The 24,533-nt window shown below is 74.1% G+C and carries 17 protein-coding genes and 1 tRNA gene; 6 read left to right on the forward strand and 12 right to left on the reverse strand.

All coding sequences use genetic code 11. The features are described 5' to 3' along the window. Window positions 1–157: 157 nt before the first annotated feature. The 7 genes from ACGH2B_RS02340 to ACGH2B_RS02370 all read right to left on the reverse strand — a co-directional run bounded on the left by ACGH2B_RS02340 (window position 158) and on the right by ACGH2B_RS02370 (window position 11,907). Entirely contained in the window at window positions 158–538 is a 381-nt protein-coding gene (locus tag ACGH2B_RS02340; protein WP_399083245.1) for a hypothetical protein, read from the reverse strand. A 100-nt stretch (window positions 539–638) separates the two neighbouring features. Beyond that, window positions 639–2,105 carry a type VII secretion protein EccB gene (eccB, locus tag ACGH2B_RS02345; protein WP_399083248.1) on the reverse strand — a complete coding sequence of 489 codons (1,467 nt, stop codon included), beginning with the start codon at window positions 2,103–2,105 and terminating at the stop codon, window positions 639–641. Window positions 2,106–2,169: 64 nt separating this feature from the next. Continuing rightward, complete coding sequence (eccD, locus tag ACGH2B_RS02350; protein WP_399083251.1) at window positions 2,170–3,558, reverse strand: type VII secretion integral membrane protein EccD; 1,389 nt, start codon at window positions 3,556–3,558, stop codon at window positions 2,170–2,172. A 596-nt stretch (window positions 3,559–4,154) separates the two neighbouring features. After that, window positions 4,155–5,471, reverse strand: a complete 1,317-nt coding sequence (locus ACGH2B_RS02355; protein ID WP_399083254.1) for a S8 family serine peptidase — start codon at window positions 5,469–5,471, stop codon at window positions 4,155–4,157. A gap of 225 nt (window positions 5,472–5,696) precedes the next feature. Beyond that, window positions 5,697–8,990 carry a right-handed parallel beta-helix repeat-containing protein gene (locus ACGH2B_RS02360; protein WP_399083257.1) on the reverse strand — a complete coding sequence of 1,098 codons (3,294 nt, stop codon included), beginning with the start codon at window positions 8,988–8,990 and terminating at the stop codon, window positions 5,697–5,699. A 437-nt stretch (window positions 8,991–9,427) separates the two neighbouring features. After that, complete coding sequence (locus ACGH2B_RS02365) at window positions 9,428–11,152, reverse strand: ATP-binding protein (protein WP_399083260.1); 1,725 nt, start codon at window positions 11,150–11,152, stop codon at window positions 9,428–9,430. Window positions 11,153–11,169: 17 nt separating this feature from the next. Beyond that, on the reverse strand, window positions 11,170–11,907 hold the full coding sequence (locus tag ACGH2B_RS02370; protein ID WP_399083263.1) for a response regulator transcription factor: 738 nt from the start codon (window positions 11,905–11,907) through the stop codon (window positions 11,170–11,172). A gap of 158 nt (window positions 11,908–12,065) precedes the next feature. On the opposite strand from ACGH2B_RS02370, the gene ACGH2B_RS02375 reads away from it, so the two are divergent. From ACGH2B_RS02375 to ACGH2B_RS02400, 6 genes are all read left to right on the forward strand, one after another. Continuing rightward, the gene (locus tag ACGH2B_RS02375; protein WP_399083266.1) at window positions 12,066–13,397 is read left to right on the forward strand and encodes an AMP-binding protein; all 1,332 of its coding nucleotides are present in this window, start codon (window positions 12,066–12,068) and stop codon (window positions 13,395–13,397) included. Between the two features lies 1 nt (window position 13,398). Continuing rightward, window positions 13,399–14,415: a 2-phospho-L-lactate transferase gene (gene cofD, locus ACGH2B_RS02380; RefSeq protein WP_399083269.1), complete on the forward strand. Its 1,017-nt coding sequence runs from the start codon at window positions 13,399–13,401 to the stop codon at window positions 14,413–14,415. Continuing rightward, window positions 14,412–15,281, forward strand: coding sequence for a LuxR C-terminal-related transcriptional regulator (locus tag ACGH2B_RS02385; protein ID WP_399083272.1), 870 nt, complete (start codon window positions 14,412–14,414; stop codon window positions 15,279–15,281). Before cofD ends, ACGH2B_RS02385 begins: the two co-directional genes overlap by 4 nt. A 206-nt stretch (window positions 15,282–15,487) precedes the next feature. Continuing rightward, complete coding sequence (locus tag ACGH2B_RS02390; RefSeq protein WP_399083275.1) at window positions 15,488–18,457, forward strand: AAA family ATPase; 2,970 nt, start codon at window positions 15,488–15,490, stop codon at window positions 18,455–18,457. A 532-nt stretch (window positions 18,458–18,989) separates the two neighbouring features. Beyond that, on the forward strand, window positions 18,990–20,471 hold the full coding sequence (locus ACGH2B_RS02395; protein WP_399083277.1) for an FAD/NAD(P)-binding protein: 1,482 nt from the start codon (window positions 18,990–18,992) through the stop codon (window positions 20,469–20,471). Window positions 20,472–20,577: 106 nt separating this feature from the next. After that, window positions 20,578–21,462 carry a hypothetical protein gene (locus ACGH2B_RS02400; protein WP_399083279.1) on the forward strand — a complete coding sequence of 295 codons (885 nt, stop codon included), beginning with the start codon at window positions 20,578–20,580 and terminating at the stop codon, window positions 21,460–21,462. Window positions 21,463–21,585: 123 nt separating this feature from the next. On the opposite strand, the gene ACGH2B_RS02405 is transcribed toward ACGH2B_RS02400, so the two are convergent. The 5 genes from ACGH2B_RS02405 to ACGH2B_RS02425 form a co-directional block, all read right to left on the reverse strand. Continuing rightward, window positions 21,586–21,659: transfer RNA gene (locus tag ACGH2B_RS02405), tRNA-Pro, on the reverse strand. Between the two features lie 158 nt (window positions 21,660–21,817). Then, window positions 21,818–22,741 (reverse strand): alpha/beta fold hydrolase, encoded by a 924-nt coding sequence (locus ACGH2B_RS02410; RefSeq protein WP_399083282.1) that lies wholly within the window; start codon window positions 22,739–22,741, stop codon window positions 21,818–21,820. A gap of 220 nt (window positions 22,742–22,961) precedes the next feature. Continuing rightward, a complete protein-coding gene (locus tag ACGH2B_RS02415) occupies window positions 22,962–23,543 on the reverse strand; it encodes a GAF domain-containing protein (protein WP_399083285.1) in 582 nt (193 codons plus the stop codon). Further along, window positions 23,540–24,160, reverse strand: a complete 621-nt coding sequence (locus ACGH2B_RS02420; protein ID WP_399083288.1) for a GTP-binding protein — start codon at window positions 24,158–24,160, stop codon at window positions 23,540–23,542. Before ACGH2B_RS02420 ends, ACGH2B_RS02415 begins: the two co-directional genes overlap by 4 nt. Continuing rightward, window positions 24,138–24,533, reverse strand: coding sequence for a DUF742 domain-containing protein (locus tag ACGH2B_RS02425; protein ID WP_399083291.1), 396 nt, complete (start codon window positions 24,531–24,533; stop codon window positions 24,138–24,140). The genes ACGH2B_RS02420 and ACGH2B_RS02425 overlap by 23 nt, the downstream gene beginning before the upstream one ends.

Genomic DNA, 24,533 nt, shown 5'->3' on the forward strand with positions numbered 1-24,533 from the left:
CGTGGCGGTACGCGTACGGGAACGCGGAAGAAGGGTGGGGTGCAAGGAACCGTCAGGAGGCGCCCGCGCCGCTCGCTCCGGCCGCCCGTAACGGGCCGGTGCCGGAGGAGCGGAGCGGGGAGCGGGCGCTCTCGGGGACGCGCGTCGGCGTCATCTCTCAGTGACCGCCATCGCCCTGGCCCTTCTTCGGGGTGCCCTTCTCGATGCCCTTCTCCGCCGCCTCCAGGACGTCCCACGCCTTGGCGAGCGCCTCGCTGTCGTGCTCGGCCGCTTCGAAGAGCCGCATGACGTCGTCGCCGTCCTGGCCGGTCTTGGCCGTGACGTCGCCCATGAGCTGGACGACCTTCCGCAGCACCTCGGTCGCCGGATCGGCGATCTTCGTGTACTGGTCGTGGACCTCGTCGTTGGTCCCGGCGCCCTTCTTGTTGAGCGTCGCGATCTGCTCGATGTCGTGGCCCAGGGTCTCGACCTGCGCGGCCAACTGCGGGTACTGGGCGAAGATCCGCCGGAGGTCGCTCGTGGTCCTGATCTCACTCATGGGTTTCGTTCCTCGGTGGTGTCGGGTCGGGCCGGGGCGGGCACGGGTCTCCGCCGCGCCCGCCCCGCCGCGCCGCTCCGCGGGCCCCGCGGCGCCGTGCTCATGCGCCGCTCCCGGACGGGCAGTTCGCGGACGTGCCGGCCGCCGCGGGCACGACGCCGCCCTTGGCGAGCTTGGCCGGGTCCAGGCTCGGCCCCGTGGGCAGGAGCTGCACCAGCGTGCCGGGGACGGTGACCGGCCGGGCGTTGTCGTAGCCGAGTTGCTTGGCCGCCGCCGGGGGCAGGGGGTAGACCGTGCCGGAGTCCGTCACGAGGTAGTCGGAGGCGCCCGCGCCGCCCGAGGACAGCGCACGCACCAGCGCGCCGCTGCCGGGCCGCACCCAGACACGGTCCGACGGCAGGCAGCCCGCCTGGATGCCGGGCTGGGCGTTGGGCGCACCTGCCGGGACGTCCTTCGCGTCGAGGACGGCGATACCGGTCACCGGGCCCTTGGTGCCGTCGCCGGGGGTGACCTTGGCGCAGACGTCCTGCGTACGGTCGGCCGCCACCAGGCGCGGTGCGGTGGCGGGCAGGCCCTGGGCGAGCGCGTTGCCCACGCCGGAGGACGCCTGGTGGGCCTGGATGTCGGCCGGTCCGATGCCGCGCACCTCGACGGTGGCGCCGCCGTACGCCTCCTTCTGCGTACGGGTGTCACCGCGCAGCAGGTCGAAGAGGAGCGGGGTCAGCGGTACGAGTCCTTCCTCGCGCAGCAGGTAGTGCTGGCCGGAGCCGGTGAAGAGCTGGCCGATACGGCTGGGCGCGCCGGCCAGTTCGGGGCCGTCGGAGCCGCGGCCGGGCACCGGGGGCGAGGCGACGTCGGTGCCCGCGGTCAGGGTGTTGAGGAAGTCGTCCTTGACCGGCAGGGGGTCCTTGTCGGCCCAGCCGAGGGCGGTGTGCGCGCCGTGCTCGGTGTCGAGGCGGTGCCGCATACCGTGCCAGAGGAGCTGGACCCCGCCCGAGGGCGAGGTGACGAGGGTGCCGGTGGCGTCGTCGAGGGAGCGGCCCTTCCCGTCGCTGCCGACCGCGACGCTCAGCAGCGTCCGCTTCTTGCCGTACGCGTCGGTGACGCGCCCGGAACACGCCAGCCAGGCGCCGTTGTCCAGGGCGTCGGGCGCGGGCACCGCGTCGGGCGCGCCGACGATGCCGACGGGGGCGCCGTGCGGGGTGCCGCCGAGGGAGGCGGCACTGACGTGCTGCACGGTCATCCGGGTACCGGCGATGAGCTTCGCCGACGCCTCGTTGAGCACCGGGTGCAGGGCGCCGTTCGCGTAGAGGTACCGGCTGGTGGAGTCGTCGACGAGGACGAGGGTGCCCGGTGTCTTCCACGAGGTGGCGCCGCCCGGGGAGAGAAACCCGTAGAGGGTGACGCCGATGGCGGCGAGCACGGCGACGATGGTGCCGCCGATCAGACCGCGTTTGGTGCGGGCGCTGGGCGCGTCCGGGGCGTCGGGTTCGACGCGGAGCATCCCCGCCGACAACCGGCTCATCACGAACAGGTGGGCCTGGACCTGGTCCCGCCTGGATTGCATGTCATTCCCCTTCCTCGGCTTCCCCGGCCGCGTGGTGCGGCCGGCGGTCGCCGGCGCGGCCGGATCAGCCCTTGATGGCGCGCAGTTGCTGGTAGATGCCGGCGACGAGGATCGTCAGCGGGACGAGGACGACGGCGGTCAGGGTGTGCAGGACGTCGCCGATGCGGCCCCAGTACGGCACCAGGCGGCGGCCCGGCACCGTCCAGGCGGCGACGGCGGAGACGGCTCCCGCGGCGAGCAGCGCGGCGGCCAGCGTGAGCCGCGCGGGAAGGGCGAAGCCCGCCGCGGTGAGGGTGGCGGCCAGGGCGAGCCCGTAGACGCCGGGGACCGCCATCGCCAGCCGCTGCCAGAGGCTGCCGAAGTGGCGGGAGTGCAGCAGCAACAGCACGCTCAGCACGCAGGCGCAGGCGCGGGGCGGCCAGCCGTCCGCGGCGGGGGCGGTGAGCAGGGCGGTCAGACAGGCGACGGAGACCAGGCCCAGGGCCGCGTAGAGACCGGTCATGTAGCTGTCGGCGAGGATCGCGCGGGAGTTGACCTGCTCGGCGGGGTGCGGGGCGATGCCCTCCTGGAGCTGGTCGGCGTTGGAGGGCAGCACCGGCAGCCGCAGCCCCGACAGCCGGAATCCGAGGCTGGGCACCAGCCCGCCGCAGATCAGGACGCACAGGACGGCGATACCGGCGGCGTGCGCGAGCGGCAGTCCGGCGACGGCTCCGGCGCCGCCGACGGCGACGAAGAGGGCGGCCGTCAGCGCGCCGAGGAAGAGCGGGGCGTACGCGGCGACCGCCGACAGGGCCAGGACGGCGGCGCCGGCCCCCGCCGCACCGGCCGCCAGCAGCCGTGCGCCCAGCAGGACTTCGGGTTCCCCGCCGGACGGCACCAGGGCCCCGGCGAGCGCCATGTAGGGGACCGCCATCGTGCCGAGCACCGCGCCCGCGGGGGCATCGCCCACGGCGCGGGAGGCGGCACCGGCGCAGACGATGAGCAGCAGCGCCAGCCCCGCCCCGATGACGGCGCGCAGCACGCCCGAGCCGGGCAGCGCGAGGATGATCAGGCCGACGGCGAGCGCGGTCACGGTGAAGCCGAGGAGCAGCCGGCGGGTGAGTTCGGGGCGCCAGGAGTCGGGGCGCTTGCGGAGCGCCTCGCCCACACCGTCGACGAGGTCGTCGTAGGCGACCTCGGGCAGCGTTTCGTTGCGGGGGCGGAGGTAGAGGGTCTCGCCGTCGCGCAGCTCCAGGCTGCGCGGGGTGCCCTCGTCGTCCAGCGGCGGCCCGCCCAGCCGCTGGACGGCCCAACCGCCCTGCTCCAGGCCCTTCTCGTGGAGATCGTCACCCGCGTAGTCGACGAGCACCGGCAGCAGGTCGGCGACGGGCACATCGACGGGCACGCCGATGTCGAAGGCCCTTTCTGGGGATCGGACGGTGAGTCGGCACAGGCCGACTGTGGTGTCGCTCACGGCGGCTCGCTCTCTTCGCCCGGAAAACCCTCCGGGCCGACGCGGATTATCGGGAAGACTATCGTGACGGGATATCGGTCAAGCGACTACGGAGGGTACTCCCGGGGGAAGTGAGGGAATTCCCGAGGCCCCCTCGCGGCGCACGGCGAACCTTCTGCGCGGCAAACTCCACGCAAAGCTGCATACGCGAAGTTAAACGCTCCCGAGCAGGACGGGAGGCATCGCCGACTTCCGACATCATGCCCTCCACCTGGGAATACGACAGAGTCGCGCACCCCGACACCCCCTCCCCGCCTTCAGAACGGGAATGAATTCACTTCTTCGCTCAAGCACACCCAGCCCCCTCCCCCTCCCCTTCCTCACCCTCACCGGGAACAAAATGGGGCACCTTTCCCGCGCCGCGTGGGAAAGCAGGGAGGAAATGCCGTCGCGCACCACCCCCAGATGGAGGGTTCGGGGTGGCGAATTCCCGGTGCGGAGAGGCGGGAAAAGGCGGGAAGAAGGAAAGGGAGAACGAGGGAAGAACCCCGCCCCCGCGGAAAGTGGCGCGGGGGCGGGGCGGGCCGGGACCGGTCCGGGCGTCCGGGCCATGGCGGTCAGACGCCGGACGAGGCCGGACCCGCGTCGGCGGCGGCGTCCGGTGTGGGGGCGGACAGCCTGCCGGGGCGCCAGCCGCGCCGCTGCCCGCGCGGGACGGCGGCGGCGGCGAGACCCAGCAGGGCGATCAGACCCGCCGAGACCCCGGCGATCGTCCAGGCACGGTGCTCGGCGGCGTGCGAGGGCGGCCCGGGCAGCCGCAGCGCCGTGGCGGGATCCTCGGCGGGCCCGCGGCCCGAGGCGAGGTTGGCGGTGACCGCCGCTCCGGGGTCCACGGTGCCCGCGCCGACCAGGGAGACCGCGCCCTGGTAGTGGTACGCCGTGCGCTGGAGCCGCGCCAGGACCTGCGGCGCCGTCAGATCCGGCCGGTAGGAACGGACCAGCGCCGCCGCACCCGCCACGACCGCCGAGGCGTAGTCGGCGCCGCTGCCCGTGAAGTGCCCGTCACCGCGCGGCCCGACGCTCACCACGTTGTCGCCGGGGGCCGCCAGATCCGGGGCGGTACGCGGCGGTTGCTGCTGATCGGGCAGGCCCTCGGGCGGGGCGAGGGAGGCCACCGCCACCACACCGGGCAACTGCGCGGGGTACGCGGCGGGCGCCGCCTTGCCGCTGTCGAGCTGCTCGGCCCCGTAGGCCGGGGCGATGATCAGTGCGTCCTCGGCGCGGGCCGCCTTCACCGCCGCGGTCAGCTTGGCACTTCCGGCGGCCAGCGCCACCGGTACGTCGATCACCTGCGCGCCGCCCGCGACGGCGGCGTCGATCCCGGCGGCGAGACGGTCCGGGGTCGTGGTGCCGTTGTCGGCGGTCGCCCGGACGGACAGGATGTGGGTGCTGGGGGCGATCCCGGCGAAGCCCGCGTCCTCCGGCTGCGCGGCGGCGATCAGCCCGGCGACGAAGGTGCCGTGCCCGACGCAGTCCTTGCCCGACGCCCCGCCCCCGGCGACATCCGGACCGGCCTTGACCCGCCCCGCCAGGGCCGGTGTGCCGTGGGCGTCGACGCCGGTGTCGACGACGGCGACGGTCGCGCCGTCGCCCTCGGTCAGATCCCAGGCCAGTTCGGGCCGGAGCACGTTCTGCGCCCACGGGCGCCCCGAGATCTTCTTGGCGGAGGGCTTGGTGCAGGACTTGCCCTCCACCCCCCGGGGGATGGGCGGCAGCGAGATGCCGTCCGGCCCGTCCGCCGACGCCGGGCCGGCCCCCATGGCCAGCAGCCCGAAGGCGGCGAGGAGCGTCAGGGCCCGGCGCCCGCCCCCGAGCCGGGGGCGGTACCCCCCGCGGGCGGTGAACCGGGCAGTGCTCTCGCGGCAGTTGTCCACCAGCGGTGTTCCCTCACGTCGTCGTCACCCGTGGCCACCCGCCCCTGCGCGGGGCGCGGCCGTGACCGTGGGCGGGACGCGGTCCCCGGCTGCCACGGACCCCTCATTCACCCAGGTCCGGGCAGCCGCCACCACCTACAAGTGGGGGGTATACGGCGGTGTTTTCCGGCCGCGGTGTCCGGTGCCCGCCCGCGAGGACGGCGGGCACCGGGGCGGCGTGGCCGCTCAGAGGTTGGCGCTCGCCAGGTCCTCCGGCAGCAACCGGCGCAGCTCGTCCAGGCTCGCGTCCGGCATCCGGCTCAGGCGGCTCGCCTGGCGGGTGACCATCGCCTCCATGACCTTGCGGGCGTAGCGGGCGTTGCCGAAGTCCTCGCCGCGCTCGATGGCGGCGAAGTGGTGCCGCAGCGCGTCCACCGTCTCCGGCACGCACTCGTAGCCGTCGCGGGCGCAGGTGCTCTGCACGATCGAGAGGAGTTCGTCGGTGGTGTAGTCCTCGAAGTGGACGGTGCGCGAGAAGCGGGACGCCAGGCCCGGGTTGGAGGCGAGGAAGCGCTCCATCTCGCCGGAGTACCCGGCGGCCACCACCGCGACGTCCCCGCGGTGGTCCTCCATCAGCTTGACGAGGGTGTCCACCGCCTCCTGCCCGAAGTCGTTGCCGGAGCCGCCCTCGGGGGTGAGGGTGTACGCCTCGTCGATGAAGAGGACGCCGCCGCGGGCCCGGGTGAAGACGTCACGGGTGAGCTGCGCGGTGTGGCCGACGTACCGTCCGACGAGGTCGGCGCGGGCCACCTCCACGAGCTGGCCGCGCGGCAGCACACCGAGGGAGCCGAGGAGTTCGCCGTAGAGCCGGGCGACGGTGGTCTTTCCGGTGCCGGGCGGCCCGGCGAAGATCAGATGGTGGCCGACGGAGGTGGCGGGCAGCCCGGCCGCCTGCCGCCTGCGGGCCGTGCCGAGGAGGTTGACCAGGTCCTCGACCTCGTTCTTGACCGCCTCCAGACCGGTCATGGCGCGCAGCCGGCCCAGGACCTCGTCCAGCGCCTCGTTGTCGTGCCGGGCGGTGCCCGCGCCGACCGCGGCGGCCGCCTGCTCACCGACGTCGGACGGGACGAAGGCGGTCAGGTCGTCCTGGGAGACCTCGGCCATCTCCGCCAGCCGGAACGCCTGCCGGTCCACCATCTCCTCGAACACCTTGCGGGCGGCGCGCGCGTTGCCGAACGACTCATCCTTGGGCATCCGCTCGAAATGCACCGCGAGCGCCTTCTCCGTCTCCTCGGCGAGGGTGAAGCGGTGCGCCTCGCACTGGTTGCGGACGATGGTGACCAGCTCGGGGACGGTGTAGTTCTCGAACTCGATGGTGCGGCTGAAGCGCGAGCCCAGCCCCGGGTTGGAGTCGAGGAAGTTGCTCATCTGCGCGGTGTAGCCGGCGGCGATGACCACCACGTCGTCGCGGTGGTCCTCCATCAGCTTGACGAGGGTGTCGACCGCCTCCTGCCCGAAGTTGGCGCCGCCGCCCTCCTGGGCGGTGAGGGTGTACGCCTCGTCGATGAAGAGGACGCCGCCCAGGGCCTTCTCGAAGACCTCGGTGGTCTTCAGCGCCGTACCGCCGACGATCTTGGCGACCAGATCGGCGCGGGAGACCTCCACGATGTGGCCGGAGCGGAGCACGCCGAGGGAGGCGAGGATCGAGCCGTAGAGCCGGGCGACGGTGGTCTTTCCCGTACCGGGCGGGCCCGCGAAGACCACATGGCGGGAGTTGTTCGGCACCGGCAGCCCGGCCTCGCGGCGGCGGCGCGCCAGCCGGTTGAGGTTGACGAGCATGTTGACCTGCTCCTTCACCCCCTGGAGTCCGACGAGTTCGTCGAGCTTGGCCAGCGGCCCCCGGGCGTCCACGCCGCCGCCCGCGCCCGCGGCGGCCGCGGCCTCGCCCCAGATGTCCGGGTCGGTGTTGTCGCTGCTGGTCAGCGACTCGACACTGGTCTTTCCTTCGGGTGAGGTCTGGCGGACGCCCGCGCCGCCGTTGCCGGTGGCGGTGCAGCCGGTCACCCGGAAGCGCGTCTCGCTCTCGACGCGGACGCCGTCCCCGGCGTTGTCGGTGAGGCGGCAGCCGTTGAGCGCGCCGCGCGCCTTCACACCGACACGTACGCCGTTGGCCTTGGCGCCGTGCACCCAGGTGCGGACGGCGGTCAGTTCGGCCTCTTCCTCCAGCAGCACACCGTCCGCCCCGGCGGCGGCGATCTCGCAGTCCAGGAGGGTGGCGGCGGCCCGCGGCCCGACGAGGACGCCGGTGCTGCGGGCGCCGCGCACGGTGGTGGCCTGGAGGGTGGGCCGGGCGCCCTCGGCGAGGGCGACGCCGCACCGGCCCGCGCCGGTCAGCTCACCGTCCTCGATCTGCGCGCGGCCGGTGGAGCGGACCTCCAGCGCGTGGCCCTCCGGATCGGTGACGCTCACCCGGCGCAGCACCGGCGCGGCCTGTCCGTCGACGAGGACACCGGTGCCCTTCGCGGCGATGATCTCGGCGCGGTCCACGCGGGCCGCGCCGTCCCCGGCGAGCAGCAGGCTCTCCGCCGCGCAGCCGCGCAGCGTGAGGCCGGTCAGGGTGGGCGCGGCGGACTCCTCGGCCACCACACCGGAGCCCGCCGCGTCCTCGACGGTGCAGTCGGTGAAGGTGCCGCGGGCGTGCCCGGTGACGACGATGCCGTGGCCGTCGCTGCGCTCGACCCGCAGTCCGCGCACGACGGGGTCGGTGTCGCCGCCGAGCGTCATCCCGTGGCTGGAGGTCTGGCTGACCGTGCACTCCTCCACCGTGACCTGGGAGGTGGTGGACAGATGCAGGCCGATGACGGTGTCCCGCACCAGGCAGCGGGCGATCCGGGTGGCGCTGTCCTCCTCCAGTGCGACGGCCGGTTTGCCGGTGGTGGTCAAGGTGCAGTCCTCGACGGTGCCGCGGGCCCGGCCGTTGGCGAGGACGCCGTTGCCGCGGGCGTCGCGCACGGTGCAGCCGCGGACGACCGGGTCGGCGTCCTCGCCGATCACCACGCCGGAGCTGCCGAGACGTTCGAGGAGGCAGTTCTCGATGACGCTGGTGGCGCGGGAGATGTCGACGATCCCGGCGCCCGCCTGGTTGACGACGCGGCAGTCGCGCATCGCCAGGGAGCCCTCCTCGCGGGAGAGCAGCGCCGTCCAGGACGCGCCGGTGATCTCACAGTCGTCCAGGGCCGCCTGACCGCGCGGCACGTCGACGACCGGGAGTTCGGTGTCGTCGCTGCGCAGCCGCAGTCCGGAGAGTTTGACGGCCTCGGCCAGCACCTGGACGGCGCTGCCCTTGCGGGGCGCGATGTCGACGACCGCGCCCGCCTCGTCGGCCACCAGCGTGACCATCTTGGTCACCACGAGATTCTCCTCGTAACGCCCGGCCCGCACGCTGATGACGGCGCCGCTGCGGGCTGCCTGGATGGCTTCTGCGATGGTGCGGTGTCCGTCGACCCCGTCCGGGTCCACGATCAGCAGGTGGCGGGCCAACGCCGCTCCCCCTTCGTCTGGGTCGGGTCGGCGACCGTACCGGTCGTGCACCGGAGCGGGTCGGCTCCCTGATTCGGTGTGATGTGTTCGGGCCGCCCGCGCCCGGGGTCCGGCCCCGGGCGACCGGACGGCGCGTCGGCAGATGGCGGCGGAAGGCTCCGCAGCGGCGCCGCCGGACTACCGCTCCGGCACCGCCGCACCGCCCCGGCACGGCGTGCCGCGAGGGCGCGGCCGACGGCCGGTGTCGTTCGTCGTTCGCTGATGAGACCGCGGCGGCGGGCCCGCCCGGCCCCCGGCGCGCCGGGCTCGTCCCGACGGCCTGAGCAGCGGACACAGGGGGTGCGCCGCGTCGCTGCCGCCGCGAAGTGTACGCGTAAATCCCTTACGGCGAACGGGCGGTGGGCACGGTACGCAGGGGGTTGCCCCGTTCCGTCCCGTCATGCGTCCCGGGATGCGGGACGCTCCCCGGGCGGCGGGGCGGCGGTGTCGCAGGGTGCGGGCAGGGTGACGCGGGCGACGGTGCCGGGGGCCCCGCCGCCGCTCTCGATGGCGAGTTCCCCGCCCATTCCGTCGACCAGGCCCTTGGTGACGTGCAGGCCGAGGCCCGAGCCCGGGTTCTTGCCGCGTTCGGCGCCGAGCCGGTCGAAGGGGACGAACAGCCGGTGCTGGAGGTGGCGGGGGATGCCGGGGCCGTCGTCGGTGACCACCAGGGAGAGCCGGCCGTCGTCGGCGGGGGCGGTGCCCAGGGTGACGCGGCCGCCGGGGCGGTTGTACTTGATGGCGTTGGTGGCGAGGTTCAGCAGCACCTGCCGCAGCCGCCGTTCGTCGCCGATGACGGCCGGTGCGCCCTCGGGCGGTTCGGTCTCGAACGTCACCGACGCCTCGTCCGCCGCGTTGGCCAGCAGACCGTGCACATCGGTCAGGAGTTCTCCGACAGCCACCGGCTCGGTGCGCAGCCGCAGGGCACGCGCCTCGATCGCGGCGACGTCGCTGAGGTCGTCGACGAGGTCCACCAGGTGGCCCGCGGCCGACCGCATCCGGTCCAGCGCCTCCCGGCTGCGCTCCGGGCTGAGGGTGCCGGAGCGCAGCATCTCCCCGAAGCCGACGACGGCGTGCAGCGGGGTGCGGATCTCGTGCCCCAGCGCGGTCATGAACTGCGACTTGGTGCGGCTGTTCTCCTCCGCGTGGCGCTGGGCGATCTCCGCCTCGGCACGCGCCCGCCGCTCCTCCTCGGCGGCCTTGCGGTCGGTCTCGTCGACGAGGTTGACGCACCACGAGACGATGTTGCCGTAGGCGTCGCGGACGCCGGAGTACGTGGTCGAGGTGACGATCGGCACGTCGTCGAGGCGGCGGAAGCGGAGTTCGAAGCGGTGCCGGTCGTCGGTCTCGGCGGCGACACCGTGCAGCAGACCGGCCCGGTCCTCCTCCTCCACCAGATCCTGGAAATAGCGTCCGACCAGGTCGGAAGCCTCCCGTCGCAGAAGTGCGCACAGGGCGCGGTTGACCCGTGTCACCCGCCCGTCGAGGCCGAGCAGCGCCATTCCGGCGGCGTTGTCGTCGAAGGCGCGGCGGAAGCGTTCCTCGCTCTGCGCCAGGCTGCCGAAGAGCCGGTCGTGGTCGATGGCGACGGCGGCGAGGTGGGTGAAGCGCTCGACGAGAAGGCGTTCGTACTCGGTGGGGGTGTGCGGTATGTCGTGGTAGACCGCGAACGTCCCGAGCACCTGGCCGTCCTTGCCCGGTATGGGCGTCGACCAGCAGGCCCGCACCCCGGCCACCGCGGCGGCGGGCCGGAAGTCGTCCCACAGGGCGCTGCGGTGGATGTCGGGCACCACGACGGGCACGGCGGTGTACGCGGCGGTGCCGCACGAGCCCGCGCAGGGGCCGGTGTCCATACCGTCGATCATCTCGATGTACTGCTGCGGCATGCTGGGGGCCGCGCCGTGGTGCAGCCGCCCGGAGCGTTCGTCGAGGAGCAGCACCGAGCACATCGTGCCCGGCAGCAGGTCCTCCAGGGCGCTGGTGACGGCGTCGAGGACAGGCCGCAGCGGCGCGCCCTCCGCCATCATCTCCAGCACCTGGGCGTGGTGGACGAGCAACTGCGGCATGGACTCGGTGTCCGGGCCCGCATCGAGGGACGCACGCCGATCGAATTCGCGCAACATGACACCTTCTGGGTTTTTCAGGGCTCGAAGCGGTAGCCGACTCCGCGGACCGTGCGCAGCCAGTGCGGGCGGTCCGGGTCGCGTTCCAGTTTCCGTCGCAGCCGGTGGACATGCTGGGTCACGGTGGCCGGCTCCTGCCAGTCGCTGGAGGACCGCCAGACGTGTTCGAGGAGCTGGTCGCGGGTGTAGACGTGGCGGGGCGAGGCCGCGAGGAAGGCCAGCAGGTCGAACTCGCGGGCGGTCAGCTCCACGGCGTCACCGCGCACCGTGACCGTCCGGGTCGCCCGGTCGATGACCAGGCCCTTGCGGGGGCGCGGCGGTTCGGCCGCCGGCTCCGCCGCGGGCGCGGGCGCCGCGGGCGCGGTCTCGGCGCGTCGGCTGCGGCGCAGCACCGAGCGGACCCGCGCGGCGAGCTCCGCCGGGGAGAAGGGTTTGACGACGTAGTCGTCGGCGCCGAGGTCGAGGCCGATGATGCGGTCCGTCTCACCGGACCGGCCGGAGACGACGATCACCGGGAGGTCGGCGGAGCGGCGCCGGATATGGGTGAGGACGTCCAGGCCCGCGACGAGCGGGAGGGTGAGGTCGAGAAGGACGACATCAGGGTGTCCTTCGGCCACGGCGTCGAGCGCCGCCTGTCCGTCGGCCGCCGTCAGCACCTCGAAGCCCTCGGACTCCAGCTGCCATCTGGCCAGCGTCCGGACGTCCTCGTCATCGTCCACCACCAGGACGAGAGCATGTGTGTCACCGCTCGGCAAAGCGCCTCCCCGCATCGATCGAACCGCACTGCGCGGGGTGTCGATGATCTCATTGTTCACCCCTTCGCGTCACCACGCGATCACCTTGAGCAAGCAGTTAAGCAATATTTGATGAACCGTTGCGGTCCAAGTGAGGTGGCCCCACAAGAGTCACTGACGTGAGTACGAGAACCGCGGACACCGTCGCAGCCGCACTGGCCCAGGGAGCCGCCCGTCACGGCGCCGAGCCCTTCCTCGTCGCCGAGACGCCGGAGGGTGGCCAACAGGTCCTGAGCTGGGCCGATATGGACGCACGGGCGACCCGGACGGCGCGGCTGCTGCGCTCGCTCGGACTGCGGACCGGTGACCGGTTCAACGCGCACACGGGCAACTGCCCGGAGTTCTACGACCTGTGGTTCGGCGCGGCCCGGCTGGGCGCCGTGCTCGTTCCCAGTGATCCGTTGCACACCCCGGACGAGCTGGGCTATCTGCTCGCCCGCTCCCGCTGTCACGTCACCGTCGTCCAGGCGGCGTTGCGGGAGACCGCGGCGCGCGCCTGTCTCCAGGCGCCGGACTGCCGCCATCTGCTGGTCATCGGCGGGCAGGGCGCCGACGCGTTCCACACGGCACGCGACGCGCAGTCCGGCGCGCCGTGGGACGCGGAGCGGGACGGCACCGGCCCCCGGCCGCACGACCTCCTCGGGGTGCTGCACGCCGCGTCGGGTTCCGGCCCCGCCGAGGAGGTGCCGCTCAGCCACGCCGCGTACCTGGGCGCCGGGCGCAACATCGCCGGCCGGCTGCGGATGCGGCCCGAGGACCGCCAGTTGATCGTGCTGCCGCTCTTCCGCGGCAACTCCCAGCAGTACGCGTCGATGTCCGCGCTGGTCAGCGGCGGTTCGATCGCGCTCACCCCGGGCTTCACCGCCGAGCGGTGGGCCGGTCAGGCGGCGGCGCTGCGGGCGACGCTCGCCGGGCTGCTGCCCGCGCCGCTGTGCATGCTGCTCGCGCGGGAGGAGAGCGTCTGGGACACCGCGCACGGTCTGCGGGCGGTGATCGCCACGCAGAAGGTGTCCGAGGAGCGGATCACCCTGTTCGAGAAGCGGTTCCAGGTCTCCCTGCTCCAGCTTTACGGGATGCAGGAGACCGTCGCCCCGGTGCTGGCGTCCGCGCAGGCCAGACGCCGTAAACGGGAGCGTGGGGCCCCCGCCGGGCGGGCGCCGGGAGGCGGCGCCGGTCCGGACGGGTCCCGCCGGCCGGGCGACCGGTTAGGCCCCCTCGCCCCCCTGCCGCCCCGGGCGGCCCCCGTGCGGGGCCGGTCGCCCGGACGCGGAGAGCCCGAAAGCCCCGGTCCGAAGGCGTACCGGCGACCCCCGATCGCCCGCCCCCGGGCGGACCGGGTGCCGGGCAGATCATGTGAGATCCGGTCGGCGGAATTCCGCGCCGACCTGCTGTCGTCCCTGAGAGCCGCCGGGTTCCGGCGGCCGGTGAATGAGTGCGCTGAGGCGGAGTGACATGGTCAACGTTGTGGGAATCGGCGGCGGCATCGGCGCATCGCGCCTGTGGCTCACCCTGAACGAAGCACTGGACGAGGCGGCGCCGGGCCCGTCCCCCCTGACCCTGGTGGTCAACACCGGGGACGACCTCTGGGCGCACGGCGTGCGGGTCTGCCCCGACCTCGACACCACGCTGTACGCGCTCAGCGGCCGCCAGGACACCGATCGCGGCTGGGGCACCAAGGGCGAGACCTGGCGGTGCATGGAGACCATGCGTGAGCTGGGCAACGACGTGTGGTTCAACCTCGGCGACACCGATCTCGCCACCCACCTGCTGCGGACCTCGTGGCTGCGCGACGGGGTGGGCCTGGCCGAGGTGACGCGCCGGCTCGCCGACGGCATGGGGCTGCGCTGCCGGGTCCTGCCCGCCACCGAACAGCCCGTCGGCACCCAGTTGCTGTGCACCGACGGCGAGCGCCGCAGCTACCAGGAGTTCCTGGTGCGGGACGCGGCCGCGCCCCGGGTGCACGAGGTGACGTACGCGGGCATCTCCGCGGCCCGCCCGGCGCCCGGTGTGCTTCAGGCGCTGGAGAGCGCCGACCTCGTCGTCCTGGGCCCGAGCAACCCGGTGGCGAGCCTGGGCCCGGTCCTGGCGGTGCCGGGGATGCGCGAGGCGCTGCGGGACGTGCGCTGCCCGGTGGTGGCGGTCACCCCGACCGTCAGCCGGGTGCCGTTCGAGGATCCGGGCGAAGCGCGGCGGGCGGACAGCAGGCAACGCCTCATGGAGTCCCGGGGCGTGGCCGCCACCGCCACCGGCGCGGCGGAGCTGATCCGCGACCTGTGCGACGTCTTCGTCCTGGACACCGCCGACGCCCAGGAGGCGGACGCGATCCGGGCGCTCGGCCCGGAGGTACGGCTCACCCCGACGCTGGCGCGCGGCGGCCGGGTGCCACGGTCCCTCGCCGACGCCGTGCTCGACACGGTGAACGGCGTCCGCACGGCCCGTGGCGCAGCGATCGGAGGAGTGCGGCGATGACTCTCGTCAGCCCGGAGAACCCGGCGGCCGCGCGGCGGCAGATCCCGGACGGACGGCCGCGCGGCGAGCGGGAGCGGACCGTGCCCACGACCCCGCCGCGGCCCCGGGTGCGGGCCGCCGGTGAACTCCAGGTCGGTCTGAAGGGCGGCGGCACCGCGACCGGCACGTCGTTCACCTTCAGCGGCCTGTCGTACGGCGGGGAGCACGTCGCGCTCGGCTTCGGCACGTCCCCGGCGGCCGGCGGGCGGGTCCCGCTGGTGGGGGTGCACAGCGAATGCCTCAGCGGCCAGGTGCTGGGCGCGCTGCACTGCGACTGCGCGGCCCGCCTCCAGCAGACCATCCGGTCCGTGCACGACGCCGGCGGTGTGCTGCTCTACCTGCGGCAGACCGGCCGCGGCTTCGGCGCCGTCGGCACGCTCGACAGTTGCGCCCGCCGCCAGTCGTCGGTGGCGTCCCCGCAGTACCGCGCGGAGCGGGAGAGCGGCAGCCGGATCGTCGCCGAGATGCTGACCGCCCTCGGCCTGCCCCGCGTCGCGCTGCTGACCTGCCACCCGGACTGGGCGGCGCCGGTCACCCGGTACGGCATCACCGTCGAGCGGGTCACCCCCGCCACGGTCGCCGACCCGCCTCCCGCCACGGCTCCGCGGCAGCCGGCCACGGCCGCCGCGGACGGTGTCGTCACCCCCCGCGAACACGAGGTGCTGCGCCGGGTCGCGCTCGGCCAGAGCAACCCGGAGATCGCGACCGCCATGTTCATCTCCCGCAACACCGTCAAGAGCTATCTGCAGAACGTGCTCCAGAAACTGAACGCCCGTAACCGCGTGGAGGCCATCGCCCGCGCCCGTGACCTGGGAATCCCGCTATGAGCGCGTGTGTGTCCGTCTTAGGGCACATCCGCACCGCCGCGCCCGCCGGCCCGAGGAGGCCGGGCGGACACGCACCGGTACGGAACATCTCCCCGCCCTCCCCCACCCGGAGCGTCGGCGCCATCCGCAGGGCGCGCGCCGCCAGGACGTCCAGGAAGAAACGTGAAGGAATACCCCGGCTTTCCGCAACGACCGAATGAGCAGCGATGAACGGCCAGGCTGTCTTCTCCGACCTCCAGGAGCGCACGGAGGATCTCACCGTCCTCCAGCAACTGCTGACGGACGACCGGCTGGGCCCGGCACGGTTCGCCTTCCTCTCGGGGCCCACCGGCTGCGGTAAATCGGAGCTGCTGCGCACCTTCGCCCGCCAGGTCACCCAGGGCGGCGGCAGCTACCTCGGCGCGACGGCGTCACGGACCGAGCACCTGGTGCCGTTCGGCGTATGGGCCCAGCTCTACCGCGGCGCGGCCGCCCTCGTACCCGGCGGCGGCTCCCCGGACCGTCTGCTGGACACCGCGCAGCTCCACGCCGCGGCCGGCACCACCCCGGACGACGGCTCCCTCCCCCTGTCGGCGCAGGTCGTCAACACTCTCTGCCTGCCGCTGCTGGACGCCGTCGAGCGTCTGCCCGGCCCCGTCGTGCTCGGTATCGACGACTTCCAGCACGCGGACACGGTGTCGCTGCAGTGCCTGGCCGCGGTGGTCCGGCGGCTCGGGACGAAGCCGGTGCTGATCGTGCTGGGCGAGGCGCCCGACCTGCCCGCCGCGCAGGCCGTGCTCCAGGCGGAACTGCCCCTGGAGCCGCACTCCCGCCGGCTGCGGCTGCGCCCGCTGTCCCGGCCCGCCGTCCGCGATCTGCTGACCGCGCAGCTCGGCGCGGCGGCCGCCGAACGCCTCGGCGACGCCTGCTACGACATCACGGCGGGCAATCCGCTCCAGGTCCACGGGCTGATCGCCGACAACCGGCGGACGGACCCGGCGGACGGCGCACCGGCCGTCGACTCCGGCTACACCGCGGCCGTCCTGTCGTGCCTGCACCGCTGCGGCGACGAGGCGCAGACGCTGGCCCGGTACGTCGCCCTGCTCGACGACCCGGCGAGCACCCGGCTGCTGACCCAGCTCACCGGCGTCGACACCACCACGCTGATGCGGACGGTCAACACCCTCAACAACGCGGGGGTGCTCTCGGGCAGCCGCTTCCGACACCCGAAGGCACGCGCAGCGGTGCTCGACAACACCGCGCCGGCGGTACGGGCCGCGCTGCGCGGCCGGGTCGCGGAGGTGCTGTACCGCAGCGGCGCGGCGCCCGTCACCATCGCCCGTCAGCTCCTGGCCGCCTCGCCCGTACCGGACGGCGACTGGACGGCGGAGATCCTCGACGAGGCGGCCCGGACGGCGCTGCGCGGCGGCGAGCCGGAGCTGGCCCACGACTGCCTGGTGCGGGCCAGGGAGCTGGAGCCGTCCGACGAGAAGCTGCGGGCCTCCATCACGGCCACGCTGTTCGACATCGAGTGGCGGACCGATCCGTGTGCCGCCGTCCGCGGTCTCCCGGCGCTGGCGCCCGCCCCCGGCGCCCCGGCGGGAACGGACGAGGGCGCCCCGGCCACCGCCCCGCTCTGGCTGGGCGATGTGGAGTCGGCCGTCGCCGGGCTCCAGCGGATCAACGCCGCGCCGGAGGTGTACGCACCGGGCGCGGCGGCCCACGTCCAGGCGTCGCTGCAGTGGCTGCGGCTGGGCTATCCGACCGCGACGGGCCGGTGGGAGCCGGTCGACGTACCGGAGGGCACGGCCCCCGCGACGCCCTTCAGCGATCCGCTGAGCCCGGAGGTCCAGGGAGCGGTGCTGCTGAGCCGGCTCAGCGGTACCGGCCCCGACGCCGCCCTCGCCGACGAGGCCGAACGGCTGCTGCGCCGCTACCGGCTGACCGAACGCAGCTTCCCGGTCCTGCTCTCCGCGCTGATCACGCTGCTCTACTCGGACCGGCTGGAGGCGGCCGACGCCGCCTGCCGCCGGCTGACCGCCGAGGCACCGCTGATCCCGGCGCAGAACTGGCAGGCGCTCTTCACCTCCGTACGCGCCGAACTCGCCCTGCGGCGCGGCGCGCTGGCGGAGGCCATCCAGCTCGCGCACACCGCGCTGTCGGCGACCTCGCAGGACAACTGGGGCGTGGGCATCGGGATGCCGCTGGGCACCCTGATCACCGCGGGGGTCGCGTCGGGACAACTGGAGATCGCGCGGCGGGCGCTGCGCGTCACGGTGCCGGACACGCTCTTCGAGACGCCGATCGGGCTGCACTACCTGTGTGCCCGTGGCCGGTACCAGCTCGCGGCGGGGCAGCCGCAGGCCGCGCTGGACGAGTTCTCCTCCATCGGCGCGCTGATGGAGGAGTGGGAGATGGACGTACCGGCGCTGGTGCCGTGGCGCAGCGAGGCCGCCTGGGCGTGCCTGGCCCTCGGCGACCGGGCACGCGCCCGCACCCTGGCGCAGGCGCAGTTGGAGCGGTGCACCCCGCTCCAGGTCCGGGCGCGCGGCGCCGCCCTGCGGGTTCTCGCCGCCTGCGCCCCGCAGGAGCGGCGGGCCGCGCTGCTGGAGGAGGCCGCGGCGGCGTTCACGGAGTGCGGGGCGCTGCGGGACCGGGCGGCCGTACGGAAACAACTGAACGGAATCGGGCCGCACACGGAGCTGCGGACGTCGGGAGAGAGGTACACGGTGATGGAGCGTCAGGAAACCGGAGCGAAGGACTCGGCGGAGGCGGCGGCGCGCGGCCGGTCCGCGGCGCCGCCCGCACAGCGCGGCGGTGCGCGCCCGGGGCAGACCGTGCCCCAGCCCCGGACCGCCGCCGACGCCTCGCGCACCGCGCGGCAGCAGCCGTACGTACCGGCCGCGCGGCCGGCGCACGGCGGCCGGCCGGACGGGGAGTGCCGGTTGCGGGCGAGTCTGAGCGACGCGGAGCGCCGGGTGGCCGAACTCGCGGCCCGCGGCCACAGCAACCGGCAGATCGCGGCCCGGCTGTACATCACCGTCAGCACCGTCGAGCAGCATCTGACCCGCGTCTACCGCAAGCTCCACGTCAAGCGCCGCACCGACCTCACGGCGATGCTGCGCCCCCGCCCCGCCCCCCTCGCCCACGCGGCGAACGGCGTGGCGCCGCAGGGCCAGGACTCCGCCGCGCGGTGAACGGCACACCGGTGGCGCGGGCCGGAGGGGGCACCGCCGCGCGGCGGGTGCCACCGCCGCTCGCGGCGGCCCGGGACGCCACCGGCCGCCCCCTTTCGAGCGCCGGGCGCCCCGCGCGGCGCGGCCCGTCGGCGGCCCCGGCCGCACCGTCCGCTCCCGGGCCCGCGCCGAACCCCTAGGGGCCCCTGAAAAAAGAATTCACGGCACCTCGCCCGCATGGCTTCCAGGTACACCGGAAATCATTCGTCCGCGACCACACAGCGGTATGACGGACCTCCGGCCCCACCTCCCGTTCCGACCGAACGACGGAAGAAAAGAAAAGCGGACGACGGCCACTCCCCGCGCACCGAACAGCGGGTGAACACTTTCCGTCATCTCTCGCCTTCCCCCCGGCCGGATCGGCACCCTTCATTCCGTCCGGGCCCCGCACACCTGATCCGGTCACCCATGCCGGAATTCCGGAGCACGACATATCGCGGACCGCACACCACCACGACGCGGTATTTGACGAACAAGCAGGAAAGAGAGCCGGATGAACATCGCAGTGATAGGCGGCGGTCCGGCCGCCGTACTCCTCCTGGACGCCCTCGCCCAGGCCGTGGGTTCCCTGCCCGAGGGGGAGGTCACGGTCTTCGACTGCGGACGCCACCTCTGGCGCGGCCGGGCCTACCAGCGCGACACCGACGAGGTGCTGGTCAACCACGTCCCGCAGGACATGTCGGTACGCATCGGCGACCCGGACCACTTCCCCCGCTGGCTGAACGCCCACGGGAACACCGGCGACGCGGACACCGCCGACGGCTGGTACCCCTCCCGCACCCTCGCCGGCGACTACTTCGCGGACTCCGCCCGGGAGGCCATCGCCCGCCTCACCGCACACGGCCGGCCCGTCCGCGTCATCGCGGACCAGGTCACCGGCGTGGAACTCGCCGGTGACACCACCTACCTGCTCACCCGCTCCGGTGGCCGCCACGCCGCCGACCGCGTCGTGCTGACCCCCGGCGGCGGCACCCCGCCCGACGCCTACGGCCTCGCCGCGGCGCCGCACTACATCGCGGACCCGTACCCGCTGTCGGACACCCTCGCCGCACTGGACCCCACCGCGCACGTCGCCGTGGTCGGCAGCGGTCTGACCGGCGTCGACGTGGCCCTCGCCCTCCGGGCGCGCGACCACCGGGGACCGGTCACCTTCCTCTCCCGCTCCGGCGCGCTGCCGGCCGTCCGCCAGCGCCGCGCCCGCCTCACGCTCACCCACCTCACCGCCGAGAAGGCGGACGAACGCGCCGCGGGCGGCACCCTGACCCTGACCGATATCGTCGAACTGGCCCGCGCCGAACTCGGCCTGAGCACGGAGGAATTCGAGGAATTCGGCCGGCAGCTCACTCTCGCCGCCTCCCCGCTCACCGATCTCAAGAGCCAGCTTGACGCGGCGGATTCCCCCGACACCCGGCTGCGGACACTGCAATTCGCCGCCCGCGCGGTCGGCCAGGACCTGTGGTATCTCCTCGACGACGAGGGAAAGGCCGCTCTGCTGGCCTCGCATCAGCGGCTGCTGCTTTCCCGATGTTGTCCCATGCCGCCCGCCAACGCCCGTAAACTCCTCGCCATGCACGAGAGCGGCCATCTCCACATCCGCGACCGCCTCGTCGATATCACTCCGCTTTCCGGCGGCACTTTCTCCGTCGAAACCGCCGACGACTCCTTCACCGTCGACGCCGTCATCAACGCGATGAACACTCCGGTGAAGCGCTCCTCGGGCGCGGCCCGGGAAATCACCGACGCCCTGGTGGCCGCGGGCGTCGCCGAGCCCCATCCGTCCGGCGGCCTGCGCATCGAACGGCACAGCAGCAGGCTGCAACGCGACGGCCGCGCCGACCGCCGTTTCTTCGCCTTCGGCGACATCACCAGCGGCGCCGTCTTCTTCACCTTCGGCATCCCGGTCATGCAGCTCCAGGTCGAGCGGATCCTCGCCGCCCTCGTCGCCGAGTGCCGCACGGCCGGCCCCCGCACCTGACCGCACCCCGCCCCGCCCCGCCCCGCCCCGGACGGCTTCCCGCCGCCCCATCCGGCGCATCCCCCCGGTGACCGGTGAACGTCCGCAGCGCACAGATCGGAAAAAGATGTACGACACACCCAGTTCCCACCCGGCCGGCGAGCAGGTCCTCACGGAAGCCGTCGCCGCCTACCGGGAACGCTTCGGCCCGCGCCTGCTCGCCGCCTACGCCCTGGGCAGCCTCGCCCACGGCGGCTTCAGCGAGCTGGTCAGCGACGTCGACCTCGGACTCGTCCTGGCCGACCCGCACACCCCCGCGGACGCGGCGGAGGTGGACGCGGTCACCGACACCGTCAAGAACGGCGGCTCCCCGCTGCACAAGCGGCTGTCGGTCTTCTGGGGCACGCCGTCGACCCTGTCCGGCGCGAGCGACGGCGGCCGCTTCCCGCCCTACGACCGCCTCGACCTCCTCGAACACGGCCGCCTCCTGGCCGGCACCGAGTCCCGCCGGGGCATCCCCCGCCCCGCACCGGACGAACTCCTCGCCATCGGCGCCGAACTGGCCCTCACCTTCCTCGCCGGCCGCTCGTACGACCCGACGACCACCGCCACCGGTCTCGGCCCGATGCCCGCCGCCGACCGCACGGCCCTGGCGGAGATCCGCGACCCCCGGCTCCTCCTCGACCACGGCCCGCGGCGCCTGACCAAGGTCGTCCTCTTCCCCGTCCGCTTCCTCTACACCGCCGCCACCGGCTTGGTCGGCACGAACCAGGGAGCCGCCGAACACCACGCCGCCGACCCCCAGAACCCCGGCGCCGCCCTCGTCACCGCGGCCCTCACCTGGCGCGACGCACCCCCCGAGGACCCCGCGGCGGCGCTCGCCCTCCTGGAGAAGGAACTGCTCCCGCTGTACCTGCACTACGTCGACGACCACATGGCGCGCCTGACCGCCGCCGGCCGCCCCGATCTCGCCGACGGCTTCCGCGAGTGGCGCGGTCAGCTCCTGAGCTGAGCACACCGTGCGGCCCGGCCGGCACCACGGCCGGGCCGCACGGCACGCCCGCGGCTCCGGGACATACGGAAAAGAGTCCGCCGATCCAGGTTTCCCCGGACCGGCGGACTCTTCCGACAACTGTCGGGACGACAGGATTTGAACCTGCGACCCCTTGACCCCCAGTCAAGTGCGCTACCAAGCTGCGCCACGTCCCGATCGCTCGCCCGGCCGGTTCCCCGGCTGACCGCGCACGAGAACAATACCGCATGTCAGAGGGTGCGTGTTGCCGGATTCCGGACGGCACCGCGCCCCGCCCGGCGGCCGCCGGACCAGGCCGCTTCCGGGCCCGGCGGCACGTGGCGCCCCGGGCGCTTCAGACGCGGGCGTCGAGCCAGGCCAGCAGGTCGCGCTGGACCTCGTCACGGTTGATCTCGTTGAGGAGCTCGTGGCGGGCCTCCGGGTACGCGCGCCAGGTCAGGTCCTGGACGCCGTGGTAGCGGTAGTCCTCCAGCATCTCGCTGACGTGCGTCAACCGCTGGTTGCAGGGGTCCTCGGCGCCGACGACGAGGTGGACCGGCAGATCGCGGGGCATCCGGGCGAGGTGCGCCGGATCGTTGATCTTGCGGACCGCGCGGACCCAGTCCAGGCAGAGCCCGGCACAGAACGGGAATCCGCAGTCCTCGTCGGCCACGTACCGGTCGACCTCGGCGGTGTCGCGGGAGAGCCATTCGAAGCCGGTGCGGTGCGGGAAGGCGTCGTTGAAGGCGCCGAAGGCGCGGGGGATGAAGGCGGACGGGGCGGTGCGTCCCCGCTCGGCGATCTCCGCCTCCAACTCCTCGATGACGGAGTCGAGTTCCATGCCGGGCAGGGTGCGGAACGTGCCGGAGAGGATCAGTCCGGCGAGGTCGGCGCCGTACTCCTGGGCGTAGTCGCGGGCGAGCATCGAGCCCAGGCTGTGGCCGAGCAGCACCAGCGGGACGCCGGGGTGCGCGGCGGCGGCGTGGTCGCCGACGCGCTTGAGGTCGGTGACGATCGCCCGCCAGGCGTCCTCGCCCACCACGCCGCGGCCGCCGGTGGACGCGGCGGTGGCGCCGTGGCCCCGGTGGTCGGAGGCGAGGACACCGAAGCCGCGGGCGGTCAGGAAGCGGGCGAACCGGTCGTAGCGCCGGGCGTGCTCCGCCGCGCCGTGCGCGATCTGGACCAGGGCCCGGGGTTGCCCGGCCTCCGGCAGCCAGGTGTACGCGGCGATCCGGGCGCCGTCGGGGGCCTCGTGGAACTCCGGCTGGGGGACCTGCATGGGGCATCGTCTCCTGACTGCGGGGCGGGGCCGCCCGGACGGCGGCGGGTCCGGCGGGGCACCCGCACCGGACCGCACCGGATCCCGGCCACCGGACCGGCGCCCCGCCGCACGCCACTCTCCCTCCCGCGCGGCGCCCCGCCAAGAGCCACGCCCCGGCGCGTGTTCCGGGATGTTCGGGGCACCGCGCCGCAAGCGGGACACCGCGGGCGCCCCGGGGTCAGAAGGTGTCGCTCAGCCCGTCCTCCCGGCGGTGGATCCGGGTGACCAGACCGGCCGCCGCCTCCTTGATCGCCTCCAGACCCTCCCGGCCCCACGGCCGCGGTTCGAGGTCCACCACGCAGACCGTGCCGAGCGCCAGGCCCGTCCGGTCGATCAGCGGGGCGCCGAGGTAGGCGCGGATTCCGGACTCGTCGACGACCGGGTTCCCGGCGAACCGCGGGTAGTCGCGGACGTCCTCCAGCGCCAGGGCCTTGCGGCGGACGACGACGTGCGGGCAGTAGCCGTGGTCGCGGGCGATCACCCGCAGGTCCCCGCCGAGGGCGCGCGGCGCGCCCGGCACCCGGCCGCGCGGCGGGGTGTACAGCCCGGCGAAGTACTGCCGTCGCTCGCCGAGGAGGTTCACCACGCCGTACGGCGTCCTCAGCGCGCGGGCCACCTCGCGGGCGTACGCGTCGAAGGCGGGCACCGGGGCGTCGCCGAGGCCCAGCTCCCGCAGCCGGGCCGCGCGCTCCGTCGCCCCGGTGTCCACCGGCGTGCGCAGCAGATGCCGGTTCGGGTCGTACGCCGCGGACCGGCTCACGGCAGCTCCCAGGCAGCGGCGGCGGGTACGGGCGCGAGCAGATGCTGGACGAGGGCGACCAGGACGTGGGTGGCCGAGGCGCAGCGCCGGGCGTCGCAGACCACGACGGGCACGTCCGGGCCGAGGTCGACGGCGGTGCGTACCTCCTCGGGGGCGTAGTGGTGGGAGCCGTCGAACTCGTTGACGGCGACGATGAAGGGGATGTCGCGGCGTTCGAAGAAGTCGACGGCGGCGAAGCAGTGGTCCAGGCGCCGGGTGTCGGCGAGGACCACCGCGCCGAGCGCGCCGTGCGACAGCTCATCCCACATGAACCAGAAGCGTTCCTGGCCGGGGGTGCCGAAGAGGTAGAGGATGTGCGACCGGTCGAGGGTGATCCGGCCGAAGTCCATGGCGACGGTGGTGGTGTCCTTGTCCTCGACGCCGAGCAGGTCGTCGTGGCCCACGCTGATCTGGGTGAGCAGCTCCTCGGTGGAGAGCGGTTCGATCTCGCTGACCGCTCCGACGAAGGTGGTCTTGCCGACTCCGAAGCCGCCCGCGACCAGGACTTTCACGGCGGTCGGAAAGACGGCCCCGTCGTCCGGCGGGGTCAGGGGATCACAGCCGGGTGCGCAGTCCATGCAGCACCGCCTCCAGAAGTGCTCGGTCGGTCCGGGGTGCGCCTCCCGCGGGCGCGGGGGCGTGGGCGGTGAGCGCACCGCAGTCGACGAGGTCGGCGAGGAGCACCTTGGTGACCACGACGGGCAGCCGCAGGTGGCCGGCGACCTCGGCGACGGAGACCGGCACCCGGCACAGCGCGAGCGCACGGGTGTGCTCCGGCCCCTGCTCGTCGGCCCGCCGCCCGGTCGCCCTGACCAGCGTCAGGAGGTCGAACGGGGCGGTGGGCCGGGTCCGCCCGTTGCTGACGGTGTACGGGCGGACCAGACGGCCCGCCGCGTCGTCGTACCACGCGGGCTCCCGGCCGCCGTCCCGGCTGCGGTGGCGCAGCGCCAT

This window comes from Streptomyces sp. BBFR2, assembly GCF_044497305.1.
Classification (GTDB): Bacteria; Actinomycetota; Actinomycetes; order Streptomycetales; family Streptomycetaceae; genus Streptomyces.

Excerpts from the sequence above, each read along its gene's own strand:
- ACGH2B_RS02340 (WP_399083245.1), bottom strand. The coding sequence starts at position 538 with ATGAGTGAGATCAGGACCACGAGCGACCTCCGGCGGATCTTCGCCCAG.
- eccB (WP_399083248.1), bottom strand. The coding sequence starts at position 2,105 with ATGCAATCCAGGCGGGACCAGGTCCAGGCCCACCTGTTCGTGATGAGC.
- ACGH2B_RS02365 (WP_399083260.1), bottom strand. The coding sequence starts at position 11,152 with ATGTTGCGCGAATTCGATCGGCGTGCGTCCCTCGATGCGGGCCCGGAC.
- cofD (WP_399083269.1), top strand. The coding sequence starts at position 13,399 with ATGGTCAACGTTGTGGGAATCGGCGGCGGCATCGGCGCATCGCGCCTG.
- ACGH2B_RS02385 (WP_399083272.1), top strand. The coding sequence starts at position 14,412 with ATGACTCTCGTCAGCCCGGAGAACCCGGCGGCCGCGCGGCGGCAGATC.
- ACGH2B_RS02390 (WP_399083275.1), top strand. The coding sequence starts at position 15,488 with ATGAACGGCCAGGCTGTCTTCTCCGACCTCCAGGAGCGCACGGAGGAT.
- ACGH2B_RS02395 (WP_399083277.1), top strand. The coding sequence starts at position 18,990 with ATGAACATCGCAGTGATAGGCGGCGGTCCGGCCGCCGTACTCCTCCTG.
- ACGH2B_RS02400 (WP_399083279.1), top strand. The coding sequence starts at position 20,578 with ATGTACGACACACCCAGTTCCCACCCGGCCGGCGAGCAGGTCCTCACG.
- ACGH2B_RS02410 (WP_399083282.1), bottom strand. The coding sequence starts at position 22,741 with ATGCAGGTCCCCCAGCCGGAGTTCCACGAGGCCCCCGACGGCGCCCGG.
- ACGH2B_RS02420 (WP_399083288.1), bottom strand. The coding sequence starts at position 24,160 with ATGGACTGCGCACCCGGCTGTGATCCCCTGACCCCGCCGGACGACGGG.
- ACGH2B_RS02425 (WP_399083291.1), bottom strand. The coding sequence starts at position 24,533 with ATGGCGCTGCGCCACCGCAGCCGGGACGGCGGCCGGGAGCCCGCGTGG.